Source organism: Marinobacter sp. (genome assembly GCF_041690615.1).
In the GTDB taxonomy this organism is placed as follows: Bacteria; Pseudomonadota; Gammaproteobacteria; order Pseudomonadales; family Oleiphilaceae; genus Marinobacter.
Window position 1 is genome coordinate 223,156 of the sequence record NZ_JAWLGY010000001.1, and the last position, 24,431, is coordinate 247,586.

Here is a 24,431-nt window from a genome sequence, read left to right on the forward strand (position 1 = left end):
CTGTCTTCCGGCTGTTAACTTGAAGGTCGGGATGGTTGGGAGCAGTTACGACGCATCCATATGTCCTTCCCTTGATCCCCCCATCGACCTGGTAACGGAGTGCCCCATGACACTCGCGGAGAGATCTCTCAACCATCGCTGGTACAACAGCACAACCCAGGCGCTGTTTGCCGAAGTCTGTGCTGCTCAGCCGGAGAAGGTTGCCATCGTTTTCGAGGGTGAGGAGATTACCTATCGCGTCCTGCAGGAACGAATTAACCGGTTGTCCCAGGGTTTGATCAGTCTTGGTGTAGGCAAGGGGGATGTGGTCTCCGTATTGCCCAGCCCGACGCCGGAGTTTGCGTGCCTTTACTTTGCGACGCTTCAGCTGGGAGCCGTTATCAATCCCCTGAACCTGCTGTGGGGCGTGCTTGAATTCCAGGGTGTGTTGCCCCGTAACAATCCCAGGGTGATCGTTACAGTCGATCACTATGCTGACCGGGATTATATTCGCACACTGAAAGAGTCAATTCCTGACCTGCGGGTTGAAGGGGAGGGGGTTTCCTCCGAGGCAATTCCTGCACTTACTCACATGGTGTGCCTGAGCCGCCAGCAGCTGCGCCATGAAGGTTTCCTGGATTTCAGTGACCTGGAACAGCGTGGTGCGGACTGGGACCAGGGGACATTCGACCGGCTGATCAGGGAGAGTCGCCCCACCGATATCCAGTTCATGTGCCAGACCTCCGGTACCACCGGGCTCTCCAAGAGCGCCCTCTGGGACCATCGGCCCCCGTTGGCGACGGCCCATTTCGGTGCCAGGAACCTTTGTTACCAGGCGGAGGATTCCTACATCAATCTCAGTCCCTTCTATCACAACAGCGGTTTGTTCGGCCTGAACCTCAGCCTCACCCTGGCCGGCAGCACACTGCACCTGATGGAGCAGTTCCGGCCGGAACAGGCGTTGAAAATCATCGACAAGTACAAGGTATCGGCGACCTTCGGGTTCGACTCCCACTGGCAGGGACTGTTCCGTGTACCGGGTTTCGCCGGGTATGACTTCACCATCTCCAAGGCGGTGCTTGCCGGTGAGCCCCGAAGCTACGACCTGGTCAAGGAGATGTGCCCGGAAGGCGCAACCATCAACAATCTCTATGCCCAGACCGAGAACGGCCCGCTGGTTTCCCTGGCGGAACATGACTGCATGGATTACCGCATCAAGAAGTACACCCATGGCCGGCCACTGTCCGGGGTTGAAGTGGTTATCAAGGACCTTGAAACCGGTGACCGGGTGGTTCAGGGCCAGCCAGGGGAAATCTGTTACCGCAGCCCCTTCCTGTTTCGGGGCTACCATCGCCAGGAAGAAGAAACCCGGCAGTCCTTTGACGAGGAAGGCTACTTCCACAGCGGCGATTACGGCACCTTCGATAACGGCTATATCACCTTCCTTGGCCGGCTCGGTGGCGTGCTGAAAACCGGTGGGGAGAACGTCTCTACCGTGCGGGTGACCAACCTGCTGCTTGAGGTGTTCCAGGAAGCGTTCGATGACGTCAAGACCATTGGTGTGCCGGACGATTACTGGGGCTCGAAGATCGTTGCCTTTGTCAGGCCCCGGGCCGGACACGCCCTTGGTTCAACCCGGGACATCCGGGAGGCCTGTAAAGGCGTTATGGCGATCTACGAGATACCGCAGGAATTTCTCGAATGGGAAGGAGCCTGGCCGGTGACGCCTGAGGGCAAGATCGATTTCCGAAAACTGGATGCAGAAGCCAGATCCCGTCTCGGACTGGACCATTGAGGAGTTTAACCATGGCGTTGCTGACATCGGAACTCAAGGCAGCGGTCGGGCGCCAATTACCCCCCGTCCGTGCAGAAGTGACCCGCCGCGAAATCTGCAAATACTCGGCCGCGACCGGCCAGCGCCTGCAACGGTTTATCGATGGGGACGAGGCGCCCCCCATGTTTTTGTTTGGACTTTTCCTGCCCATATTGCCGCGGGAGCAGCTGGGCCATGATGGCCTGCCACCGGACACCGGGCTGGTGCCGGAACTGCCCCTAAAGCGGGTGATGGCCGGGGGCACGCAGCAGACCTGGTTCCGGGGCATTTATCCCGGCGATGTGTTGGTGTCCCGCCAGACACTGCTGGACCTGTTCGAAAAGGAAGGGGCGCAGGGGCCGCTGATCTTTGCGGTGGTTGAGAACCGTGTTGAAACCGAAGCGGGGGAGCCGGTCATGACGGAGCGCTCCACCCGCATTGCGAGGTAACCATGAAGCTATCGCGGGTTCATGTCGGCGACCCATTACCGGAGCGGGCTTTCAAGCCGGATGAGGTGCAGTTGTTCATGTACAACGCCGCCATCTGGAACCACCACCGGATCCATTATGACCACCCCTACACCACCGGGGAGGAGGGCCACCCTGGCATCGTGATTGACGGCCCGCTGCAGGGGGATTTCCTGACCCAGCTGGTGCTGGAGTGGGTGGGCACAGATGGCGCCCTCTCGGGCTTTGAATACAGCAACCGGAAGGCGGCCTATATCGGAGAAACGCTGCGCGCCCGTGGGCGCATAACGGAAGTCCGGGAAGCCGACAGTGAGGTCGACGTCGAGCTGGCCATTGTGAATGAGGCCGGAGAAGTCATTACGCCGGGGAAGGCCAGCGTGAGGTTCCATCAGTGAGCCAACAGGCCGCCCACGTCATCCCGGCAACAACAAGCTGCTTTCATCAAGGGGGAAAACCATGACCGCACAGCTACCACCGGAACTGGCATCGGCCTTCAGCCTGGAGGGTAAGGTGGCCCTGGTTACCGGGTCGACCATGGGTATTGGCGAAGCGACCGCCCGTGTGCTTGCCCAGGCAGGTGCCCATGTAATTATCAGCAGCCGCAAGCAGGATGAGTGCGAAGCGATTGCTGCCGGCTTTCGTCAGCAGGGGCTGAGTGCGGAAGGGCGTGCCTGCCATATCGGCCGTATGGAGGACATTGAAGCCATGTCTGCCTGGCTGAAAGAGGAACATGGTGGCCTGGATATCCTGGTCAACAACGCTGTGCTCAGCCCCTGGCGAACCATTGAGGACACGGAGGTGGGCCTGTTCACCAAGACCGTCGAGGTGGACCTGAGGGGCTACTGGTTCATGTCGGTGGAAGCCGTGCGACTGATGCGCTCCAAGGGTGGTGGCAGTATCGTCAACCTGGCTTCCGTTGCTGCCCTGCACCCGGACCGGATGCTGAGCCTCTATTCCACCCTCAAGACCGCCCTGATCGGCATGAGCCGGTCATTCGCCCTCGAGTTCGGCGGGGAAGGCGTCCGGGTCAACACCGTCCTGCCCGGCGTCATCCAGACCAAGCTGGCGGATGCCTTTGACGTCGATACCAAGAAGCGCATTGTCGAGAAAACCACCGTCAAGCGTCTGGGTGAGCCTGAAGATATCGGTTACTCGGTGCTGTATCTGTGCAGTAATGCCGGCGCCTATGTAAGCGGCACCAACCTGGTGGTCGATGGCGGGTTTTCGGTTGCATTGATGTAGGGGAAAGATCGTCGGTTTGACCGAGGCGTGGTGGTTTACGACGTGATGAGATATCACTTCCCGTCAATAACAAGAGAAACAATCATGAGCGTGATCGAACTGAACGTCGAAGATGGCGTTGCCATCATTACCCTGAACCGTCCGGAAGCAAAGAACGCCATCAACCAGGCGGTTGCCGAAACCATGGACAAGACCCTGGACGAGCTTGAAGCCAGGGACGACGTACGCGTGCTGATCCTGACCGGTGCCGGCGGCTCCTTCTGTGCCGGTATGGACCTGAAGGCCTTTGTGGCCGGTGAGAAGGTTGTCACTGATGACAAGGGCTTCGCCGGTTTCGTACAGGCAAAACTGAGCAAGCCGGTGATCGCTGCCATTGAGGGCTATGCCCTGGCCGGTGGCTGCGAGCTGGCCCTCAGTTGCGACCTGATTGTCGCCGCCAACAACGCCAAGTTCGGCCTGCCGGAAGTGAAGCGTGGCCTGGCAGCGGGTGCTGGTGGCCTGCTGCGCCTGCCCCGTCAGCTGCCTTACCGGGTAGCCATGGAACTCGCACTGACCGGTGATATGGCGGACGCCCAGCGGATGTATGACCTGGGGCTGATCAATCGGCTGGTCAATGCGGGTGAGGCCATGTCCGGCGCCCTGGAACTGGCCCGCGCCATCGCTGTCAATGCGCCCATGTCACTGAAGGCGACCAAGAATGTGATCGCCCAGCAGCAGGACTGGTCTTTGGACGAGATGTTCGATCGCCAGGCCGAGCTGATCGCACCGGTGATGAAGTCCGAGGATGCCATCGAGGGTTCGCGCGCCTTTGCGGAGAAGCGTGCCCCGGTGTGGAAGAATCGCTGAGTTCTGGTGACCGGTGAACAAAAAGGCCCGCCTTGGTAGCGGGCCTTTTCGCATGGAGCGATGTTACTGACTGGCTATGGGATGCTTCTTCAGCTCCAGTCGGCCCAGCTGGTTGCGATGGACCTCATCCGGGCCATCGGCAATACGCAGGAAACGGGCCACGGCATAGGCCGCTGCGATGCCGTGGTCGTTGATCACCCCGGCACCGCCATGGGCCTGCATGACCCAGTCGATAACCTTGCAGGCCATGTTGGGGGCGGCGATCTTGATCATGGCAATTTCCGCCTTCGCTACCTTGTTGCCCACGGTATCCATCATGTAGGCGGCTTTCAGGGTCAGCAGGCGGGCCTGCTCGATGGCGATGCGGGACTCGGCAATCCGCTCCAGGGTGACGGTCTGGGTGGACACCGGCTGGCCGAAGGTTACCCGCTGTTGTGTGCGCTGACACATCTGCTCCAGCATCCGCTCGGCCAGGCCGATCAGGCGCATGCAGTGGTGGATACGGCCCGGTCCCAGGCGCCCCTGGGCAATCTCGAAACCACGGCCTTCACCCAGCAACATGTTGCTGGCGGGCACCCGCACATTGTTGAATTTCACCTCGGTGACCCGATCCAGGGTGTCGTAGCCGAACACCGGCAGGGGCCGCACAATCTCCACGCCCTCGGCATCCCGGGGCACTATGATCATGGACTGCTGCTTGTGCCGGTCCGGGTTGTCCGGGTCGGTCTTGCCCATGAAGATAAACAGGGAACAGCGTGGGTCGGTGGCACCGGAGCTGAACCACTTGTGGCCATTGATGACGTACTCGTCGCCATCCCGGGTAATGGAAGACTGGATATTGGTGGCATCGCTTGACGCTACTGCCGGCTCGGTCATGGCGAAGCAGGAGCGGGTCTTGCCCTCCAGCAGCGGTTCCAGCCAGGTTTTCTTTTGCTCATCGGTGCCGTAGCGGGCCAGCACTTCCATATTGCCGGTGTCCGGTGCGCTGCAGTTGAAGACTTCCGGCGCAAAGGCCACCCGGCCCATGATCTCGCACAGGGGAGCGTATTCCAGGTTGGTAAGCCCGGCACCATGCTCGGATTCCGGCAGAAACAGGTTCCACAGTCCCGACTCCCGGCCAAGAACCTTGAGGTCCTCCAGTTTCGGAGACACCTTGTAGGGCCCAAGCGAACGGATTTCTTCAATGATGGCGGTTTCGTTGGGATAGATATGTTCGTCCATAAAGGCCTGCAGCTTTTCCTGCAGACCCCGGACCTTGTCGGTGTAATCAAAATTCATGGGAGGTCCCCTGTGATGGTGATCACCCGAGGCTGACACGGGATATCCGGGGTGTCTTGTGTCAGGAGGCTATGTCACTTCACCTCGATCCGGTTATCCACGTCACTGACATCGCCGTGCTCCCGGACCAGTTGTTCCGCCCGTTGTCGCTGGCTGTCATCTTCCACGAAGCCTTCGAGTACAATGCGCTCCCCGTCGATGGTGACATCAATGGCGGAGCCGGCAATGTCATCGTCTTCCAGCAGCACGGACTTAAGGCGGACTTCCGCAGAGGTGTCCTGGGAAGAGGATTCGCTGAACTGGCCGCTGTCGGTTGTGGCGCAGCCAGCCAGAAGGCAGGCGGCCAGGATCAGGTAACGTCGGTCAGCTTTCATCATTGTGGTCTCCGTTGTCGTTACTCCCGTCAATGGCTTTCCGGGAGCGGCGTACCAGTCCGTCGCAGTAGGGCACGTCGTCGCCGGTGCCCAGGTCGAGCAGCGGCAGCAGGGCTGCAACGGGTGTCGCCAGGGCCGCGAGGACGGCGCTGCCCCCGGCGCGCATGGCCAGCTCCCCTTCGTGGAGCCCGACCTCCATATTGCTGAACGTACCGCCCAGGTGAAGAGGCGTACGGGCCGAGAAAACACTGACATCCTTGGGGTGGGCCAGGATAGTAACGTCCAGTTGTTCGGTATTGATATCCACCGTGCCGGTTCCGGTAAAGGTGGTATCGTCGGTATCGACCGCCAGGGTATCGATACTACCTTCGCCGTCCCGGACCTGCAGATCGCCATAGGCGCAGCGGATGGGAATGGGGTCGCGGGCATTGATCCAGCTCAGGAACGACTGGCTGGCGTCGAGCCCCGCCAGCTCTACCAGCATTGCATCCAGTTTCCCTTCCACCATCAGCACCACAAGCCCGCCGTCGGCCGATGCCAGCAGCTCCGCCATGGTGGCGCCGGTCACCCAGAATTTGCCCTGGGTAGCCACGGTACCGACGCTGTCGTCCGCCAGATCCCAGTTGCGCAGTGCCTGCTGCAGGTCCACCTGCCGTGCCTCCAGCTGAAGTGTGCCTTCCGGTGGCGTTGTGGTGGAGTCGAGGTTGAGGTTGAAGTCCACCTGGCCGTCGCCGACGCCAAAGCGTACCGGCTCAAACCGGGCGTGCCCGTCTTCCAGCCGGAAATCGATTTCCACATCGCTGAGGGGAATGTCTGCCGCCGTCACCGATGCCGCCCGGTAGCGGACATCGGCGGATACGTTGTCCCAGTTGGGGGTAACCAGGGGTTCGTCAGGCAGAACCTTTTCGTCTCCGTCTGCTTTGGCCTGGCTTTCGTCCTCCGTGGAGGCTTCGGGTTCTGTACCCACCAGTCCGCCAAGGTCGCGGAGGACAAGGGACTCTGACGACAGGTCGGCTTCAATGTGAGGCGGGCGCTGCCGGGTGTCCAATGCGATCCGGCCGCCCAGGTCGCTTTCTCCCGCCTGGCCGGTGATATTGGAGACGACCCATTGTTGCTCTTCAAGGGAGAGGTCGCCGGAGAGCGAGTAAGGCGGCAGCTGCGGCATCGGTATGCCCAGCAGGCGGCTGAGCCGCTGCGGGTCCGGCCCCTCGACGGACAGACCCAGGTCCAGGCCGCGCAGTGCCAGTGGCTGTAGCATTGAACCCTCAACCACAATCCGGGTAGCCACCACATCGGTGGACAGGCGCAGCCCGTAGGGACGGTCCGGGTCCCGGGCATCCAGCAACGGATCGCCCCGGAAGCGCAGGGAGAAGGGCTGGTCGTCGTACTGGCCTTCGCCATCAATGTGAAATCGCTGTTCGGCAGCCTCCCGGCCGTGGGTCTCCAGCTCCAGTGTGATGTCCGAGCCCGCTTCCCGGTCCCGGAAGTGTAGCGTCGAAGGCTCGAAATCGACCCGTCCCACAGCCGGCAGTAGCAGGTCATCCCGACGACCCTCGGGCAGCGATCCGGTAATGGCCAGGTTCAGCTCGCCGGAGAGCAGCCCCAGCCGGTCCTCGAGCCCGGAGAAAGTGTCGCCCAGCTGGCCCAGGGCAATGTCGTCAAGCTGCACAGTGACCGTACCGGACGCCGGCACATCGGAGGCGTTGAGGTCGGTGCTGGCGGTCAGCGCTCCGCCAGCGACGTGAAATGCCAATGGCTCTATGTTGAGCTTGCCTGCGTTGAGGGTCATGTTGGTCTGGAATCGATCCAGCGAGGGGCCGTCCGGGGGCACCAGCGTGTCCACGGCAAGCTCCAGCCCACCGTCGAAGTCCTGCAGCACCGTCAGCGAGCCGTCGCCGTTGTTTTCCGTGCTCTCGCTGGCGTCGTCTTTAGGCGTGCCGTCACCGTCGTCGTTCATGAACTGGGCAATCTCGAGGCGATCGCTATCCAGGGCCACTCTGACCTGTGGCCGTTCGCCATGTTGGTAGTGCACATCACCGGTCAGGTTGCTGGCGCCGATGGTCCCCCCCAGCCCGGTGACGGACCAGCGTTGCTGTTCCCGCTCGAGCCGTCCGGCCAGATCGAACGCCGGCAACCTGGGCACCACCGGACCGATCCAGCGTTTCAGCATCCGGGCGCTGTCACCGGACAGGGTGAGGTCGGCGGCGAGGGTGCCGGGATTGAGCAGGGCGCCCAGCCGGGTATCCGCCCCGGCGCGCAGCTGACCAGACCTGGCCCGGGCCTGCAACGGATACTCCGCCAGACCCTCCGCCAGCTTGGCCAGGGGCGCTCCCTCAATGGCCAGCGTTAGCGGTTCGTTCTGAAACTCCCCCTCTACAGAAAGCACCGGTCCGGATTGCCGGGCGTCCATGGCCAGCGACAGGTCGAGGTCACTGGTCTCGTCCTGTCCGGTGGTCCGGTAGTTCGCGGTCCCATTCCGGATGTTGATGTTGTTGAGTAATCGCCGGGGTTCCAGGGCCGGGGTCCTGGCAGTCTCTGCCAGCGCAAGGTCCAGATCGGCGGTAAGCCTGTGGCCGGGCTGGTCGCCCACGCCGAAGTCATGGAGGTCGAGAGCCTGCAATTGTGCCCGGGCTTCGCCCGATACCGTTTCGACGGTGCTGGTCAAAGCCCCGGATACCTCAACCTCGCCGTCTGCCACCTCAAACTTCAGGGGCTCCAGTGTCATCGTCTGCCCGCCCATGGTGATGCGGGCTTCGGCCTGATCCACGGTGGTATCTGGCAGGATGATCCTGTCGACGTTCAGTTGCAGGTTGCCGGCCATTTCGGGCAGAGCCGGTATCGCCAGCTCCCGGGTGTCCTCCTGTTCCCCGGATTCCGGCAGCCTGGCCAATATGTCTGGGACGTCCAGAACCGGGGCGTGGAGATCGGCGCTGAGCACGGGTGGTCCCTCGCCCAGATCCAGTCCCATACTGCCGTCCAGCTGAATGTCGGCCAGGCTTGCCTCCAGGTCATTCAGGGTCCATTCGTTGTCGGTATAGCCCGTAGTGAGTCCGGATTCGATGCTGAACGGCAGGCTTGTGGAGGGCTCTCCGGATGCTGGTGTGAGCTCACCCTCTGCCGACAGCTGATCTTCGGTCACCGTGAGTGAAGTCAGGGCGAGCCGGTGTACGTCCCGGCTATCCGCTGGCTGGTACCGGACCAGGCCGTCGGTTACGGTGATTTCGCGGATTTCGACCGGGGAGCCACTGTCGCTGGCCGTTCCGGCTTTTGCAGCTTTGTCGGCGCTCTCCTCATGCTGGTCCTTTGTCATTGCCGGCAGAACCCAGTTTCCGGGCGCCCCATCCCGGCCCTGGAGGTCCAGCTCCGGTTCCGTTATAGCGAGGTGCTCAATCAACGGTTCGCCCCGAACCAGGCTGCGCAGCGAGGGAACGACCTCCAGTCGCGCTATTGCGGCCATGGCAGCATCCTCCGCCCAGTCCGTATTGGCGAAGACCACATCCTCGAATGTCATGTGAGGTCGGGGCAGCAGCCCGAGAGTTATGTCACCCCGTATCTCGAGTTCCCGCCCGGTGGCCGACTCCACACGGTCGGTGATCGGAGGTTTCAGGAAGTTCCAGGGGATCAGCTCGACTGCGAGTATCGCAATGACGAGCAAAACGATTAAGCCTGCCGCCCCCCATTTCAGGGTTTTGGCCAATGCCTTTGGCATGATCGAGCGGTCCTTCCGCCGGCATGGATGGGGCCGGTCTGACCCGGGTCAGCCCCTTGACCAGGGGCGAAGGCTCAGGCCGGCTCAGGGGCTGTCATGCACCGCAGACTCCCGGTGCCCTCCCTGAAACATAGTCAAACAGCGCCGGGGCTGCCAGACGGGACACTGGCGCGGGTTGGCAGGAGGGCCATAGTGGTTGGTGCGCCCACGGGTGGCATGGTGGTGAGGCAGCCGTTGCACTCAGGACTGCCACAGTGGTGGCCACTCACCGTGCTGCTTCACAAACCGCTCAATCGCTTCACTGCGGTAGCCACTCTCGTACCGTTTCTTCACGCTGTCATGCAGACGGGTGGGAATCCTCTCCGGAGCGGGTATCTCCCGTACCAGTTTGCCCAGCAGCCGGTATTTGCCCTTGTACTCATTGTGCTGTTCCGCCGCCGGGTGAAGTGTCTCAGGCAGGGTGTCGTGGAATGCCAGTTGCTGTTTCTCTGCCTCCCGGGACATCCACCGCAAGGGAATGTCGGCCAGTATCCTGCCTTCCCTGTCCGGCCCGTAACCGCCCCCTACGTCCGAGTGCACACCGGCAAACCAGACCTGCTCGAGGTCGGCACCGGACCCGGGTTCCCAGAGGGTGGGTTCGAAATCCTCCCGCTGTTCATCCAGTGACAGGGCATGGCGGGCCACTCTGATGTTGCTGCCGATTTCCCGATCGTAAAACAGGTCCTTGTCCTTGATCATCCCAAAGAAAGTGAAGGGCAGCCCCAGGGCACCGACGGTGTCCCACACGCCGATGAAGCGGACAGGTGTGCGCTCCTCCACTGAATATTTTCGTTTCCAGGCCATGGAATGATCGCCGTTGGGCTTGTGCTTGCGGGTTTTGTAAAGCTTGAAGGCTTCAGGAATACGGTTGGCGTGACGCTTTTGCAGGATGCTGCAGTTGTTGATCATGCCCGCCAGGCTGCGGGCGGTATAGGCACCGCGGCTGAAGCCGAACAGGTAGATGTCGTCACCGGGCTCGTAGTTGTGGACCAGGAAGCGGTAGCCATCCATGACGTTCTTTTCCAGGCCGTAGCCGGTACAGCCGGCCCGGAGTTCGTCATGGTAGGAGCCAATGCCCCAGTCGTAGAACACCACCTGCTCCCTACCGATGTCATCCCGGGGGCGAATGGCACGGGCGAATTGCAGCACGTTGGTGGGAAAGTCCTCTCCGAGGGTTTCCTCCGGCCGGTTCCAGGTGCCGTCGAAACAGATTGCGATGCGTTTCATTATCCAGGTCCCTCTGAATGGTTCCCATTGGAGCCGCCGTGTCCTGGCCTCCCTGTGTGTCGGGCGGCCAGCCGGCACGTTCAGCTTTCCAACAAGTAAAGTCAGCTGCGCGCCGGTTGGCAAGTGTGGGGCAGTCAGAGGGCATTTGAGGTCAGACGTCCAGGCAGATCTTGCCGAAGTGCTTGCCGGCCTCTTCATGGCGGAAAGCGTCCGCGATCTGATCCAGCGCGAAGGAGCAGTCGATAACCGGGTGCAGGTCGTTGGCTTCGATGGCCCGTACCATGTCCTGCTGATGGGCGCGGCTGCCAACAATCAGGCCTTCCAGGCGGGCCTGTTTTGCCATCAGCTTTGCCGTCGGTACCTCCCCGGCCCGACCGGTGAGCACGCCAATCAGTGAGATGTGACCGCCGATACAGACCGCATCAATGGACTGGGGGAGGGTGCCCGGGCCGCCCACTTCGATCACATGCTCCACGCCCTGGCCATCGGTCAGCTCCAGCACGCGCTGGCCCCATTCGGGCGTCGACTTGTAGTTGATGGTGTGGTCGGCTCCCATCGTGCGCAGCCGCTCCAGTTTTTCATCAGACGACGACGTTGATATGACATTCGCCCCCATCATCTTTGCGAACTGCAGGGCAAAGATGGACACGCCGCCGGTACCGAGCGTGAGCACGGTATCTCCGGCTTTCAGGCCACCGTTGACCACCAGGGCACGCCAGGCGGTCAGGCCGGCGGTGGTCAGGGTGGCGGCTTCGGCGTGGCTGTAGCCTTTCGGGGCGAGGGTAAAGGCGCTTTCCGGCGCCACGACGAGCTCCCGGGCATAGCCATCGACCCCGTCGCCCGGGGTTGTGCTGAAATTTGCTATGGACGCAGGGCCGGTCAGCCACTGGGGGAAGAAGGTCGAAACGACATGGTCGCCCACCTGAAAGTCATTCACTTCCGGGCCGACAGCCTCCACCACACCGGCACCGTCTGACATGGGAATGCGGCCATCGTCGGTGGGAATGCGACCGGCCACCACCGAGTAATCGTGGTAGTTCAGGGAACTGGCGTAAATCCGCACCCGTATTTCGCCGGGGCCGGGGTCACCGGGTTCCGCGCCTATGGTGACTTTTAGCTGATCGAGTCCGCCGGGTTTGGCAAGGGTAGCAAGTTTCATGGCTGCACCTCGGGTTAAGGGTTGAGAAGTCGTCGGAATTGTCAGGTTAATAGGTGAGCATAGGGTAAGGGCGTGGGGGCAACAAGGCGCGCCGGCCCGAGTCGGGCCGGCCGGCGGGCTTTTCTGCGCCTGGGCTGTCAGTGGGCAGGAGAGGCCCGGCGCCAGGCGCCAAGGCGGAGCGCACTGGCCGTAATGGCGCCGAACAGCAACATACCGGTGGCGATACAGGCATAGACCGCATCCAGCCCCAATCCGAACCCGTAAGCGGCCAGTGAGGCGCCGCCAATGGCCACTACAAACCGGACCAGGGCAGCGAATACCGGCCACTGGATAAAGCCCGCCCCCTGTGAGCCGAAGTACAGGGCAAGCCCCAGGCCCTGAAACAGAAACACCGGACCCACAATCTTCAGGAAGCGGGCACCGGCGGTGAAGGTTACCGGATCATCGGTAAACAGGCCAACCCAGAGCCCCGGCGCGATTGCCAGCAACAGGCCGATACTTCCCGTCAGTGCCGCCGCAAGTGCGCCTCCGGTCCAGCCCACCTGCTCGGCTCTTGCTACCTGCCCGGCGCCCACATTGGTGCCAACAATGGCAGTCATGGCGGCGCCAATGCCGAACACCATCGGAATCAACAGAAATTCCAGCCGGGCGGCAATGCCATAGCCGGCGAGGGCAGACGCGCCGAACCCGCTGACAATCACGTTCACCGCAGCGATGGCCAGCACGGTCAGTACCGGGGAGAGCGAGGCCAGTGCCCCGACCCGAAAGATATCTGCGAACAGTGCCCGCTGCAGGGCAATCCCGGACAGGTGCAGGCGTAACACCTGGCTGCAGCCAGTCAGCCTGCCCAGGAGTATTGCTGCCATAAGGCCCATGGTCGCCACCACGGAAACCGCCGCGCCAGCTACACCAAGCTGCGGCAGCCCTGCCCAGCCCAGGATCAGCGCGCCGGACAGGGGGATCTGGATAAAGGCACCCAGTACCATCACCACGGCAGGAAAGCGCATCTCGCCCATGCCCCGATAAACCGCGGCAATAATACCCATAAGCCAGAGGGCGACACTGCCACCAAACAGGATATGGCCATAGAGAAGCGCGTCGCCGATTACTGCCGGGGTGACGTTGAGCTGATTGAGCAGCGCCGCACCGCCAAGCCACCACAGCAGCCAGAACAAACCGCCCGCAGCCACCGCTATCACGATGCCATGCCAGATCAGCGCCTCGGCCTGGTCCTTGCGACCCCGGCCCAGTGCCCGGGCCACTGAACTGCTCAACGCACCCCCGATGGCGCCGTTAGCGAGCATCTGCATCAGCATCAGCCCCGGGAACATCAGGGCAATGGCCGCCAGTGCTGCGGTACCGAGGTGCCCGATGAACCAGACTTCGGTCATGCTCACGGTACCCTGCACCAGGAAGGCGATGGCATTGGGGGCGGCCATGGCAAGGATAAGAGGCAGCGCCGGCCGACTGAGCATCTGTTCGGTACGTGTCATGGTGGCTGGCGGGGCTGTCCCCGGTGCGGAGGCGGTCATGAGTCTGCCCCGGTCGGCTCGTGGGGTGCGAGCAGGTCGAGGGACTCGTCGATCAGGCTGTGCAACGCCATGACCCGGTCTTCACCGAGCATCCCGTTGATGCGCTGCTGGGCCCGCTTCCAGTGTTCCCTGGCCTGGCGCCACTTGTCCCGGCCGGCGTCGGTGATGGCAATGCTCCGGCTGCGGCCATCCGGACCGGGAGACCGGGAGAGCCAGCCGGCATCCAGCAGCGGCTTCAGGTTACGGGTGAGGGTGGACGCGTCCATTTTCATGGCCTTCGCGAGATCCCCCGGGCGCAACGGCCCCAGCTGGATGACATGGGCCATCAGCGCATACTGGGTGCCCTTCAGCCCGGCCTGCCCCAGTTCGGCATCGTAGAACTGGGACACCTGCCGCATCAGCTGCCGTATGCGGTAGTTGGTGCAGCCTTGTGGCCTGGCCTTTTCGGTTACCGGGGATTTGACGGTCATGGGAGGCTCCGGATAGTATTTGTAGCTGCAAGTATTGTATATGCAACTATTGCCGTCAAGATCCGGCTCCCCGGTCAACCTTCAATCTGCGTACGAGGCCACCATGACTGACAACAAGACCCCTGTTCATCCCCTCGACCAGGCCATTGCCCTGACACCAACCGGTACCGGGCGATGGCGGGGCGCCACCAGCCCGGCCTATGCCAATATGGTCGGGCCCTTCGGTGGCACCACCGGGGCGACGCTGCTCAATGGGGTGCTTTGCCACGAGCAACTGCTGGGTGAACCCGTGTCGCTGACGGTCAATTTCGCCGCACCTGTGGCGGATGGTGAGTTCGAGGTTATCGCCCGGCCGGTGCGGACCAATCGGAATACCCAGCACTGGTGGGTGGAGTTGCTCCAGGGTGAGGAGACCGTTGCCTTCGCCACGGCCGTGACGGCAAGAAGGCGCGAGACCTGGGCCACTACCGAGATCGCCTTTCCGGAGGTGCCGCCTGCGTCTGACCTCAGCGACGCGTCAAAGGAAGGCCGGCCGAGATGGACCCGGAACTACGACATGCGGTTCGTTGAGGGTGCCTTGATGGGAGAGCCGCATCCGCACCCGGACTATCCGTCACGGAGCCGGGTATGGCTGCAGGACCAGCCGGCAAGGCCACTGGACTTCCTGTCCCTGTCGGCACTGTGCGATGCCTTCTTTCCCCGCATCTATATCCGGCGGCCAAAGCTGGTGCCCATCGGAACGGTCTCGCTGACTACCTACTTCCATGTTACTGGCGAGCAGCTGGCATCGGTCGGCAGTGAGCCGGTGCTGGGGGTCGCCAGCGCCAACCACTTTGGCCAGGGTTTCTTTGACCAGAGTGCGGAAGTCTGGAGCCCGGGCGGAGAGCTTCTCGCGACCACACATCAGGTGGTTTATTTCAAGGAATAGGAGCCCGGGCGTCAAACCACCCGGACCAGCTCTCCTTTCTCCCAGCCGAGCCGGCCGGTTTCCACCACCTGCCGGCGCATCCCGGGTACGGGCCGGATCATGAAGAGATCGCCGTTGCGGCCCAGCAGAGCCCTGGGTACGCCGCATTCCCGCGCCAGGCCAGCGTGGGCTTCCATGTGTTCGGCTTCGCCGTGTACGGGGATGGCGATATTTGGCTGCACCCATTGGTACATGGCTCGCAACTCGTCCCGGGCCGGGTGGCCTGAGGCGTGTATGGGCAGGTCGGCGTCTTCCGCGGTGATCACCTCGACGCCCCGTTCCTTCAGGCTGAGGATCAGCGCTTCGATGGCGTCTTCGTTGCCGGGGATGGCCCGGGCACTGAAAATTACCCGGTCCCCCGGCTCCAGCTCCACGTCGGGATGCGAGCCTGTGGCCATGCGCCGCAGGGCCGTGCGCGGTTCCCCCTGGCTGCCGGTGGCCACGGCTAGCACCTCCTCCCGCGGCAGGTAGCCCAGGTGGGCAGGAGGAATGAGATGGTCGTCCGCGTTCCAGACCCCGGCAGCCTTGGCAGCCCCACTCATGTTGACCAGCGAACGCCCCAGCAGGCCCATGTAACGGCCAGTCGCCCGGGCCACGTTGGCCAGGGTGTGCAGCCGGGCGATGTTGCTGCCAAAACAGGCCACGATCACCCGACCCGGCGCGCCTTTGGTGGCCGCCAGCAGTCCCTTCTCCAGTGCCGACTCGGACATGGAATGCCCCGCTACCGTGGCGTTGGTGGAATCGCACACCATGGCCGTCACGCCCTCCTCCGCCAGGGCCTTGAACGTACCTGGTGTATAGCCATGTCCTACCAGTGGTTCTTCGTCCAGCTTCCAGTCGCCGCTGTGGAAGATCCGGCCCGCCGGGGTGCGGATCATCAGGGCGTTGGGGTCGGGGATGGAGTGGGTCAGCGCCAGCCATTGCACCTCGAACGGGCCGATGGTGCGTCGTTCATCCACGTCCACTACGTGGATCGGCACCCGGTGTAGCAGGTCGAACTCCGCCAGCTTGCGGCGCAGGATTTCGGCAGTGAAGCGGCTGGTGTATACCGGGCATTGCAGCAGTGGCCACAGGTAGGGCACGGCACCAATATGATCCTCATGGGCATGGGTGATGACCAGCCCGGCCAGCTGCTCGCGGCGGTCAGCAATAAAGGCAGGATCGGCCATCTGTACCGGCGGCTCACCGCGCCCGTGCACGGTACCGTCAGCAATCACCCGACCGGGCCGGGGAAAGGTCACCCCGCAGTCCACCATCAGCCACTGGCCGTCGTGGCCGTAGAGATTGAGGTTCATGCCGATTTCACCAGTGCCGCCAAGGGGCAGGAACCAGAGGTCGTTGTGGTCGGGTGTCATGGATATCTTGTCGTGTTCGGGAAATGGGATAGAGCGGCAGTGTAACCCGGAATGTGGGGTGGGCGGGATGGTGTTTGCACGAGTTATCTACGAACCGCTCTCGTATTCGGTTAACTGGCCAAGGTGGGCTCAAGTCTCGGCCTGAATGTGAACAACGCTCGCGTGTTGACACTTGCCATCGATGAAATAGTAAGCCTATACTTTTGGCCGCTGTTCAGGAACGAATAGTCAAAACTGGAATTACTGCAAACCAAGGATGGTGACATGGAAGCTCTAAGACTGCCTTCCCGCAATAACCCCTTTCTACAAGACACGCTCACAACACGTCTGCAATATTCGCTGAACGAACAGGCGATTTTCAATGCAATTGACTCGGATCCGGAGCTGACCGGGGCGAAGGTCATATTTATTGATTCGCACGGGACCAGTGTCGTACTGCGGGAAGAGCAGGGGATGATGTGTAGTTTCAAACCCCTGAAGGTGGTGCTCAGAGAGCCTCCGGCACAGATGGCCGCTCTCGATTACGTCGCCTCCGTAAAAACTGGCCACAGAGAAAGCAATTTGGTACTTGAGAGCACTGGTGCCGCTTTATCTTGTGGCGCAATGGTGCTCAGCTGGGTCGTTCTGATCACTTCCGGCGCCGCGATCCCATTCTCTGCCGGTAGTTCAACAGGCTTTACCGTGCTTGCGTATGGCGCATTGGCTGCTAGTACGGCCCAGTGTCTGAACAGTGGGTACCGGGTCTATAATGAAGTTGAAGATCCGGGACAGAATGACTATTTGGATAGTCAAGAGTGGTACCGAAACGCGACACTTGCAGTGGATGTGATTTCATTGGGCGGCGCCACAGCGGCAGGCCTCATGACGGTGCGGAATGTGAAGATTCTTCAGTCAAAAGATGTCGGTGTTACCACGCGGCAGGTTTTGGAAGGATTGAATCGCCAGGAACGGAAACGCTTGTCCAGGGAGATCGTGCGTTCTCGATACCCGGGTATATCGAACGGTACGATTAAGGCTCTCGAGCGGGCGGGAAAGGCCGAGCGGCGGTATTCGAATGTTGCCATCCAGGCCACCACAATACGACAGATCAAGGATTCTGTCTCGGCCGGAATGACCTATCTTGGCAGTGCGCTGGGAGGAGGTATTAACAAACTCGCGGTAGCTGTGATTGCGGACGAATGATGCAGGATCAGGATCAACATTCCGATAACCATCAAATGCCTGAGTATAAGGTATTCCCACGGGGGAGTCTGTTGATCATGTTAACGGGTGTTCTGACGGTTATTGGTCTGATTTTTGCCATCATCCTGCTGTCGTATGGTCTGTCATTCGTACTTGAGAAAAATACCGTCAGCCTTATTATCGTCTCGCTTATACCTATGTTGGCAATCATCGTGATTACCCCGGGGTTCATGATAACCAGGGGCAGGGCTCACTGGCAGAGAGCTATTGAGATCGTAAATGGGGCCTTGATAGTCGTTCTTTTGACCGGTGTTGTGGCATCGTTATTTCTGGGCGATACGGAAATTGCGGTGGCTTCTTCAGTGGGGTTGGTCCTTGTCGCGATTGCCAGGGCTTGCTGTCGGTCAACCCGGTACCAGGATGGGGTGGATTACTACAGGCAGATATGGACGATTCACCGGCAGCGACATTAAGTCCTGGAATTCATGGGGTTGTGCCGATCGACCTTCCCGCCTATGCCACTGGCAGCGACTCGTCACTGCCCCAGTCCGCCCAGGAACCATCGTAAAGCGACAGCTGCTCATACCCGGCCAGCTCGGCCGCCAGCAGAATGATACAGGCCGTGATCCCGGAACCGCAGGAAAACACCAGTTGCTGCCCATCCCAGGACTGGAGACTCGGAGCAAGCTTTTTAAAGGTTGCCGCCAGCGCGCCGGCCGGCTTGAACCGATAACCATTCAGTACCTCGGTAAACGGCAGGTTGAGGGAGTTGGGAATATGGCCACCCCGTACCCCGGGGCGAGGCTCCGGTGCCTGCGCCATGAAGCGCTCACGGGACCGGGCATCAATGACTGTTACCTTGTCGTCCTCCAGATGCTGGAAAACATACGCTGAATCCCGAACCCGGCTGCGATCGAGCCTGGCCACAACGCAGCCAGACGTGGCCGCATTCGCAACGGTCGTGGAATCGACCTCCCGTCCTTCAGCCAACCATTGGGGCAGGCCGCCGTCCAAGACAAAAACCTGTTGGACGCCCATCGCACGCAGAATCCACCAGGCCCGGGGTGCTGAATAAATGCCCTGATTGTCGTACAGCACGACCAGACTGTCGGGCGTAATGCCCAGCCTGCGGGCTTCCCCCGTAACCTGTTCCTCTGTGGGAAACGCATGCACTTGGGAAGATCCGGTATCACAAAGCGTTCCCTCCAGATCGATTTGCCGGCTACCCGGTATCCACACCGGGCGTTCGTAAACGATCGGCTCCTTGCCAATGACTGTGGTCATACTCGCATCAACCAGAACCAACCGTTCGTTTTCCAGGTTGTCTTGTAGCCATTGTGTGGTCACGAGGGGGGAATACATGGAGTTCTCCGGTTTGAGATAAGGATTAACGTCCGTCAACAGCACGGTACGCCGGATTCCGGGGCACGGGAACCGGTTTCGACCCCGGGGAGAAGTGATCGGCGACAACCGGCACGACTACCAGGCGTTTCGTCTTCTGGCTATGCGTGTCGTCATGCCTCCCCGTATGATGGTCTGCAGTTCCTTAGGGGAACTGATCGAATAACTCAGTTACTCTAACCCCATTGATCACGACGATCAGACAGTCCGGCGATCCGGATCACGCAGGCGCGAAAGGCTTGCTCCGCATTTTACGGGTAATACCAGTCAGCGAAGTACCAGACCACGCAACTTTTTCAGGAGAGAAAAGTGTCAGATAACAACATCGAACTTGTTTCCACCATTAGCGAAGACAACAAACTGGAACTGGCCTTGCGCGACGCCGAAATCCCGCAGCCGGGCGAAAATCAGGTCGTTATCCGCATCGAAGCCGCCCCTATCAACCCCTCTGACCTGGGCGTGATGTTCAGCGTGGCTGATATGACGACGGCCAGCCAGTCCGGTAGTGCCGATCGGCCGGTCATCCGTGCCGATGTCCCGGCCAGGTTCATGGGTGCCGTTAAAAAGCGGGTTGGCAAGGCTATACCCGTGGGCAACGAAGGTGCCGGTACCGTTGTCGCCGCGGGCTCGTCGGCCGCTGCGCAAAACCTGATGGGCAAAACCGTTGCGTTCATTGGCGGTGGTAGCTACCGCAAATACGTCTGTGTGAATGTTCAAAGCTGTCTGGAACTGGAGCCGGGTACCACTGCAGTAGAAGGCGCTTCAAGCTTCGTTAATCCGCTGACAGCATTGGCCATGGTAGAGACCATGCGAGCTGAGGGGCACAAGGCGATTGTTCACGCTGCCGCCGCCTCTAACCTTGGACAAATGCTCAACCGCATCTGCATCGCCGACGGTATCGACCTGGTCAATATCGTCCGCAAGCCGGAACAGGAAGCACTGCTGCGTGACCAGGGTGCCAAATACGTGGTCAACTCCAGTAGCGACAGCTTTATGGCAGACCTGACCCAGGCACTCATCGACACCGGTGCTACCATCGCCTTTGACCCTATCGGTGGCGGTCGCCTGGCCAGCGATATTCTCACCTGCATGGAAGCTGCCGTCTCGCGCAACATGACTGACTACAGCGTGTATGGGTCGGACATCTACAAACAGGTTTATATCTACGGCGGCCTTGATCGCGGCCCCATCACACTGAACCGCAGCTTTGGTTTTGCCTGGGGTGTGAACGGCTTTCTATTGTTCAATGCGTTAGGAAAGCTGGGTAAGGAGACCAATATCGCCATGCGCAAGCGCGTGGCCGCCGAGATCAAAACCACGTTCGCCAGCCACTACACCCACGACGTATCCCTGGCCGGTGCGCTGCAACTGGACGCGATCTCGGTTTACGGCAAGATGGCGACCGGAGAGAAGTTCCTGATCAAACCACAGAGCTGAGGTTCAGCGTCTGGCCGCAAGGCCATCATTGGGCGCTGAAGCCAGCATGGCTCCAGCGCCGGGTCCTTGATGGCCTGCGATGTCTTAACGCTATCAAACCCGGAGTGGGATTTTCGGGACTTTTTCTACAGCCTCAACGTTGAGCTCACGGGTGGCAATGGAGCGGAGCGGAATTGGCAACCGGTGCAGTGACTGGTTATCCAATTGACTAGCATCTGCCTTAACTGACTGCCAAAGCTTCCTCAAGCCCCGGCCAACAACGCCCGAATCCCGTCATAGATCTCCGGCGCTGTTATCAGATTATCCCGCCCCCAAAGATCCTCCGGATACCCTTCTGGCACTTCGCTGAAATGCCCAGCCCTGGCTCCGGCTTCCCGGGCAATGAGCTTGGCAGCCGCAAAGTCCCAGGGGCTGACGGTTTCGTAGTAAGCGTCGAGCCGGCCGCAGGCGACCCAGCAGATGTCCAGGGCGGCGGAGCCGATGCGGCGCAGGTCGCGGCAGTGGTGGATCATCACGTTCAGGCGGCGTACCAGGGGTTCCAGGTTGTCCTTGGTGTAGGGGAAGCCGGTGGCAAACAGGGACTGGCGCAGGTCGGTGGCGCCGCTGTGCTGGATGGGCTGGCCGTTGAGGGTGGCGCCTTTGCCTTTTTCGGCGCGGAAGGTTTCGTCCGAGAAGGGCGCGTGCACCACGCCTGCCTGTACCCGGCCTTTCTCGGCCCAGGCGATGGAGACGGCGACCTGGGGGTGGCCGTAGGCGTAGTTCACGGTGCCGTCGATGGGGTCGACGATCCACAGGGGCGTTTCCAGCTCCTCCGCCTGGGACAGGTCCGGCATGGTTTCTTCAGAGAGAATGCGGTGGTCCGGGAAGGCCTGGCGGATGGCGTTGGTGATGAACTCGTCTGCCATGACATCCGCGTGGGTGACCAGTTCGGTCTGGTGCTTGTAGTCGGTGCGAAGGGTGTTCTGCTCCCGCTCCCGGCGGATCAGTTCACCCGCTTCCCGGGCGATGCGTTCGGCAAAGTCAGCGATGTCAGACATAGGGGCTCCGTGCAGTGGTTGTTGTCGATACCATTACAGGAAGCACCCCGGGAATCAATCTGCCTTACTGGAAGCGATGGAGACCACCACCATCATGCCGGGACTGAGCAGGTTGCGGTCACCTTCCTCCACCGAGATGCGCACCGGAATGCGCTGGGTGATCTTGGTGAAGTTGCCGGACGGGTTGGAGCTGGGGATCAGGGCAAACTGGCTGGTGGCAGACCGGCCGATGACCTCTATGCGGCCGGAATAGTTCCGGTCGGGCCAGGCGTCGACCCGGATCTTTACCTCCTGACCGACCGCCAGTTTGCGGACATCGGTTTCCTTGACCCGGGCTTCGATCCACACGTTGTCCGGTTGGTACATCATCAGTATGGGCTGGCCGGCGGACAGGTACTCGCCGTTCTCCACAAAGGTACGCGCCACCACGCCGCTGGCGGGGCTGGTCACCGTCATGTCGGCGAGCAGCGCCTCCTGCTTGCGCACATCCGCCCGGGCTTCCTCAAGTTCTTCCCGGGTAATGGCATTCTGGGCCTCGAGCAATTCCGGTGTGGGCAGGGTCATCGGGCTGCCGGTGAACAGGCCCATGTCCGCGTTGTCCAGCTCCGACTGCCTCAGGGCAACCTGCTGGCGTGCGGTCTCCACCCGGGCCCGGGCCGTCATCAGGTCGTAGTAGTTGCGGTCCCGTTGCTGCTTTGACAGGGAGCCGGACTGGTACAGCGGTTCCGCCCGCTGCCAGGTCTGTTCGGCATCTTCCAGGGTGACTTCGGCGACTTTCAGGTCCGCCTCGGCGGTTTTCAGCTGTTGCCGGGCGTTGGCGATACCGCCGGTAAGTTGTTTTTGTGACTGCTGGATCTGTTGTTGCTCAAATGCCAGACGTGCCTCCATGCGGGCGACTCGTGCCCGGCGCTGGGCCAGCTCCAGTTCTTCCGGCTGGCTGTAAAGGCGCGCCACTGTCTGACCTTGCTCCAACGGGTCGCCGTTCTCCAGGCTGAAGGATTCCAGCCGGCCTGGAAGCCTTGACGACACCGTTACCAGGTCGGTGGTGACGCTGGCGTAGTCTTCCACCACATGGGTGTGGCGGTACCAGAGCCACTGGCCAACCCAGGCAATGCCGGCGATGATCAGCAATACCAGCAGCAGGAGGCGTCCCATCTTCCAGGGCCCCGGGGCGGGCCCGGCCTGTTTCGTGTTGTCATTATTGTTGTCATTAGCCATGAAGTTGTCCGAAGTCTGTATCTGTCTTAAGCGTGTTGTGGCGTCCTTGACCACCGGCTGAGCAGCCAGGCGGGGATGACGACAAATGTGAGTGAGACCATCACCAGCCAGAAACCGTCCTGGTAGGCCATAACGGTGGCCCAGAACTGTTCGGTGGCGCCGAGTTTCTGCAGGGCCGCCGTCTGCTGCCAGGCTTCCGGCACCCCAAGCCCGGCAAGCCACTGCTGCCATTGGCCGACGGTGGCCATGGCCACGTCATTGCCCGGGGTCAGTGTGCCGCTGATGTGCTCGCCGTGCCAGCTGATGCGGCGGTCCATCATCAGTACCAGTGCAGCCGTACCGAAGGCACCGCCCATCTGAAGGGTGAAGTTGATGACACCGGAGCCATAGCCGGTGAGGTGGACCGGTAGTGAGCCAATGGCCCTGGACAGGGTAGGGGGCGGGAACGACGCCATGCCCGCACTCATCAGGGTCAGGGCCAGGGCCAGGTAGCCGAAGGAGGTGTAGGCGTCGGCCCGGGAAAACAGGTACACGGCAAAGATGGCAAAGGCCAGTCCCGGCAGGGTCATATAATGGGCCGGGTAGCGGTCGCTCAGTTTGCCGATCACCGGCACCAGCAGGGCCAGCACCAGGGTGGACGGCAGGAACAGCAGCCCCGCTGTCACCGGCCGGTAGTGGAGGATAGTCTGGGAGAACAGCGGCAGCAGATACATGATGGCGTAGAAGGCGCCGCCGAAGACGAAGATGGCCAGGCAGCCAGCCAGGAAGGCCCGGTGGCGGAAAATGCCCAGGTCCAGCAGTGGCTGTTTTACCTGCCGTTCCCACCAGACGAATCCCGCGCCCAGAACCAGGGAAAGGGCGAACAGGCCCAGTACGGCGTTGCTGTCCCAGCCCCAGCGCTGGCCGTTGGAAAGTGCAGCCAGCAGGGCAAAGATACAGACGAAAAGACTGATGGCGCCGGTCCAGTCGAAGGGCGAGCGGGGGCCGCTCTCCTCGCGGGAGGGCAGGAACAGATAACCCATGACCATTGCGGCGATGCACATGGGGGGCGTCACAAAGAACACATATCGCCAGGTGAAGGTTTCCACCAGCCAGCCGCCGATGACCGTGGCCAGGGTGAGCGGTAGCCCCAGGCACATGCCGTAGATGGCGGTGGCCATGCCCCGCTCATTGGCCGGGAACACGGAGAACATGGCCTCCAGTGCCAGGGGGCGGATCAGGCCTGTCATGGCCCCCTGTATCACCCGGGCTGCCACAATGGCCGCCATACTGGTGGCGAGTCCGCCAATGATGGAGGCGACCACAAACGTCGCCAGCAGCCCGACAAAGGTTGCCCGCTGGCCGAAGGACCTGACCAGCCAGGGTGCAATGAGCAGGGCAACCGTGGTGGCCGCCAGGAAGCCGGTGGAGATCCACTGCACCTGCACGTCACTCAGACCCAGGGAGCCCTTGATATAGGGGGTGGCCACGTTGACGATGGTAATGGACATGCCCAGCGCCACCAGGCCGAGCAGCATGGTGAGGGTGACGAGCCACTTGTATTTGGGCCCGTAACGCTGGAACATCATCTCCACTTGCGACATGTGACTTCCGGATGAACATGGAACTGGCGGATCCTGCAGGGGCACGGCCCCAGAACACAGGTTATGGGCGGGGATGTCTGCTGCCTTCGTCGGTTCCGACGATTTAGCAAGCTGAC

21 protein-coding genes are annotated in these 24,431 nt (G+C 61.4%); 9 read left to right on the forward strand and 12 right to left on the reverse strand.

Annotated features, from left to right (window positions below):
* Window positions 1–106: 106 nt before the first annotated feature.
* The 5 genes from ACESMZ_RS00985 to ACESMZ_RS01005 all read left to right on the forward strand — a co-directional run bounded on the left by ACESMZ_RS00985 (window position 107) and on the right by ACESMZ_RS01005 (window position 4,347).
* The gene (locus ACESMZ_RS00985; RefSeq protein WP_372956234.1) at window positions 107–1,774 is read left to right on the forward strand and encodes a class I adenylate-forming enzyme family protein; all 1,668 of its coding nucleotides are present in this window, start codon (window positions 107–109) and stop codon (window positions 1,772–1,774) included.
* An 11-nt stretch (window positions 1,775–1,785) separates the two neighbouring features.
* Window positions 1,786–2,241 (forward strand): MaoC family dehydratase N-terminal domain-containing protein, encoded by a 456-nt coding sequence (locus ACESMZ_RS00990; protein ID WP_372956235.1) that lies wholly within the window; start codon window positions 1,786–1,788, stop codon window positions 2,239–2,241.
* A gap of 2 nt (window positions 2,242–2,243) precedes the next feature.
* Entirely contained in the window at window positions 2,244–2,654 is a 411-nt protein-coding gene (locus ACESMZ_RS00995; protein ID WP_372956236.1) for a hypothetical protein, read from the forward strand.
* Window positions 2,655–2,715: 61 nt separating this feature from the next.
* On the forward strand, window positions 2,716–3,501 hold the full coding sequence (locus ACESMZ_RS01000; RefSeq protein ID WP_372972076.1) for a glucose 1-dehydrogenase: 786 nt from the start codon (window positions 2,716–2,718) through the stop codon (window positions 3,499–3,501).
* Between the two features lie 84 nt (window positions 3,502–3,585).
* Window positions 3,586–4,347 (forward strand): crotonase/enoyl-CoA hydratase family protein, encoded by a 762-nt coding sequence (locus tag ACESMZ_RS01005; protein ID WP_372956238.1) that lies wholly within the window; start codon window positions 3,586–3,588, stop codon window positions 4,345–4,347.
* 63 nt (window positions 4,348–4,410) lie between these two features.
* Here the strand turns inward: ACESMZ_RS01005 and ACESMZ_RS01010 are convergent, their stop codons facing one another.
* The 7 genes from ACESMZ_RS01010 to ACESMZ_RS01040 form a co-directional block, all read right to left on the reverse strand.
* Window positions 4,411–5,625: an acyl-CoA dehydrogenase family protein gene (locus ACESMZ_RS01010; RefSeq protein ID WP_372956239.1), complete on the reverse strand. Its 1,215-nt coding sequence runs from the start codon at window positions 5,623–5,625 to the stop codon at window positions 4,411–4,413.
* 74 nt (window positions 5,626–5,699) lie between these two features.
* Window positions 5,700–6,002 (reverse strand): BON domain-containing protein, encoded by a 303-nt coding sequence (locus tag ACESMZ_RS01015; RefSeq protein ID WP_372956240.1) that lies wholly within the window; start codon window positions 6,000–6,002, stop codon window positions 5,700–5,702.
* A complete protein-coding gene (locus ACESMZ_RS01020; RefSeq protein WP_372956241.1) occupies window positions 5,989–9,708 on the reverse strand; it encodes an AsmA family protein in 3,720 nt (1,239 codons plus the stop codon). The genes ACESMZ_RS01015 and ACESMZ_RS01020 overlap by 14 nt, the downstream gene beginning before the upstream one ends.
* Before the next feature lie 240 nt (window positions 9,709–9,948).
* Entirely contained in the window at window positions 9,949–10,974 is a 1,026-nt protein-coding gene (locus tag ACESMZ_RS01025) for a DUF2235 domain-containing protein (protein WP_372956242.1), read from the reverse strand.
* Between the two features lie 151 nt (window positions 10,975–11,125).
* The gene (locus ACESMZ_RS01030; protein ID WP_372972077.1) at window positions 11,126–12,133 is read right to left on the reverse strand and encodes a zinc-dependent alcohol dehydrogenase family protein; all 1,008 of its coding nucleotides are present in this window, start codon (window positions 12,131–12,133) and stop codon (window positions 11,126–11,128) included.
* Window positions 12,134–12,270: 137 nt separating this feature from the next.
* A complete protein-coding gene (locus ACESMZ_RS01035; RefSeq protein ID WP_372956244.1) occupies window positions 12,271–13,665 on the reverse strand; it encodes an MATE family efflux transporter in 1,395 nt (464 codons plus the stop codon).
* Complete coding sequence (locus ACESMZ_RS01040; RefSeq protein ID WP_372956245.1) at window positions 13,662–14,135, reverse strand: MarR family winged helix-turn-helix transcriptional regulator; 474 nt, start codon at window positions 14,133–14,135, stop codon at window positions 13,662–13,664. Before ACESMZ_RS01040 ends, ACESMZ_RS01035 begins: the two co-directional genes overlap by 4 nt.
* 103 nt (window positions 14,136–14,238) lie before the next feature.
* On the opposite strand from ACESMZ_RS01040, the gene ACESMZ_RS01045 reads away from it, so the two are divergent.
* On the forward strand, window positions 14,239–15,063 hold the full coding sequence (locus ACESMZ_RS01045) for an acyl-CoA thioesterase (protein ID WP_372956246.1): 825 nt from the start codon (window positions 14,239–14,241) through the stop codon (window positions 15,061–15,063).
* A gap of 11 nt (window positions 15,064–15,074) precedes the next feature.
* Here ACESMZ_RS01045 and ACESMZ_RS01050 read toward each other — a convergent pair whose 3' ends face one another.
* A complete protein-coding gene (locus tag ACESMZ_RS01050; protein WP_372972078.1) occupies window positions 15,075–16,457 on the reverse strand; it encodes a ribonuclease J in 1,383 nt (460 codons plus the stop codon).
* A gap of 264 nt (window positions 16,458–16,721) precedes the next feature.
* Between ACESMZ_RS01050 and ACESMZ_RS01055 the strand changes: the two genes are divergently transcribed.
* Window positions 16,722–17,639, forward strand: a complete 918-nt coding sequence (locus tag ACESMZ_RS01055; protein ID WP_372972079.1) for an NAD synthetase — start codon at window positions 16,722–16,724, stop codon at window positions 17,637–17,639.
* The gene (locus tag ACESMZ_RS01060; protein WP_372972080.1) at window positions 17,636–18,112 is read left to right on the forward strand and encodes a hypothetical protein; all 477 of its coding nucleotides are present in this window, start codon (window positions 17,636–17,638) and stop codon (window positions 18,110–18,112) included. The genes ACESMZ_RS01055 and ACESMZ_RS01060 overlap by 4 nt, the downstream gene beginning before the upstream one ends.
* Before the next feature lie 40 nt (window positions 18,113–18,152).
* Here the strand turns inward: ACESMZ_RS01060 and ACESMZ_RS01065 are convergent, their stop codons facing one another.
* Window positions 18,153–19,001, reverse strand: a complete 849-nt coding sequence (locus ACESMZ_RS01065) for a sulfurtransferase (RefSeq protein ID WP_372956249.1) — start codon at window positions 18,999–19,001, stop codon at window positions 18,153–18,155.
* Window positions 19,002–19,349: 348 nt separating this feature from the next.
* Between ACESMZ_RS01065 and ACESMZ_RS01070 the strand changes: the two genes are divergently transcribed.
* Window positions 19,350–20,477 (forward strand): zinc-binding dehydrogenase, encoded by a 1,128-nt coding sequence (locus ACESMZ_RS01070; protein ID WP_372956250.1) that lies wholly within the window; start codon window positions 19,350–19,352, stop codon window positions 20,475–20,477.
* A gap of 242 nt (window positions 20,478–20,719) precedes the next feature.
* Here ACESMZ_RS01070 and ACESMZ_RS01075 read toward each other — a convergent pair whose 3' ends face one another.
* Genes ACESMZ_RS01075 through ACESMZ_RS01085 form a run of 3 tightly spaced genes read right to left on the reverse strand, consistent with a single transcriptional unit; the run spans window position 20,720 to window position 24,315 of the window.
* Complete coding sequence (locus ACESMZ_RS01075; protein ID WP_372956251.1) at window positions 20,720–21,514, reverse strand: inositol monophosphatase family protein; 795 nt, start codon at window positions 21,512–21,514, stop codon at window positions 20,720–20,722.
* Window positions 21,515–21,568: 54 nt separating this feature from the next.
* The gene (locus tag ACESMZ_RS01080; protein WP_372972081.1) at window positions 21,569–22,732 is read right to left on the reverse strand and encodes an HlyD family secretion protein; all 1,164 of its coding nucleotides are present in this window, start codon (window positions 22,730–22,732) and stop codon (window positions 21,569–21,571) included.
* 26 nt (window positions 22,733–22,758) lie between these two features.
* The gene (locus tag ACESMZ_RS01085; protein ID WP_372956253.1) at window positions 22,759–24,315 is read right to left on the reverse strand and encodes a DHA2 family efflux MFS transporter permease subunit; all 1,557 of its coding nucleotides are present in this window, start codon (window positions 24,313–24,315) and stop codon (window positions 22,759–22,761) included.
* Window positions 24,316–24,431: the final 116 nt, after the last annotated feature.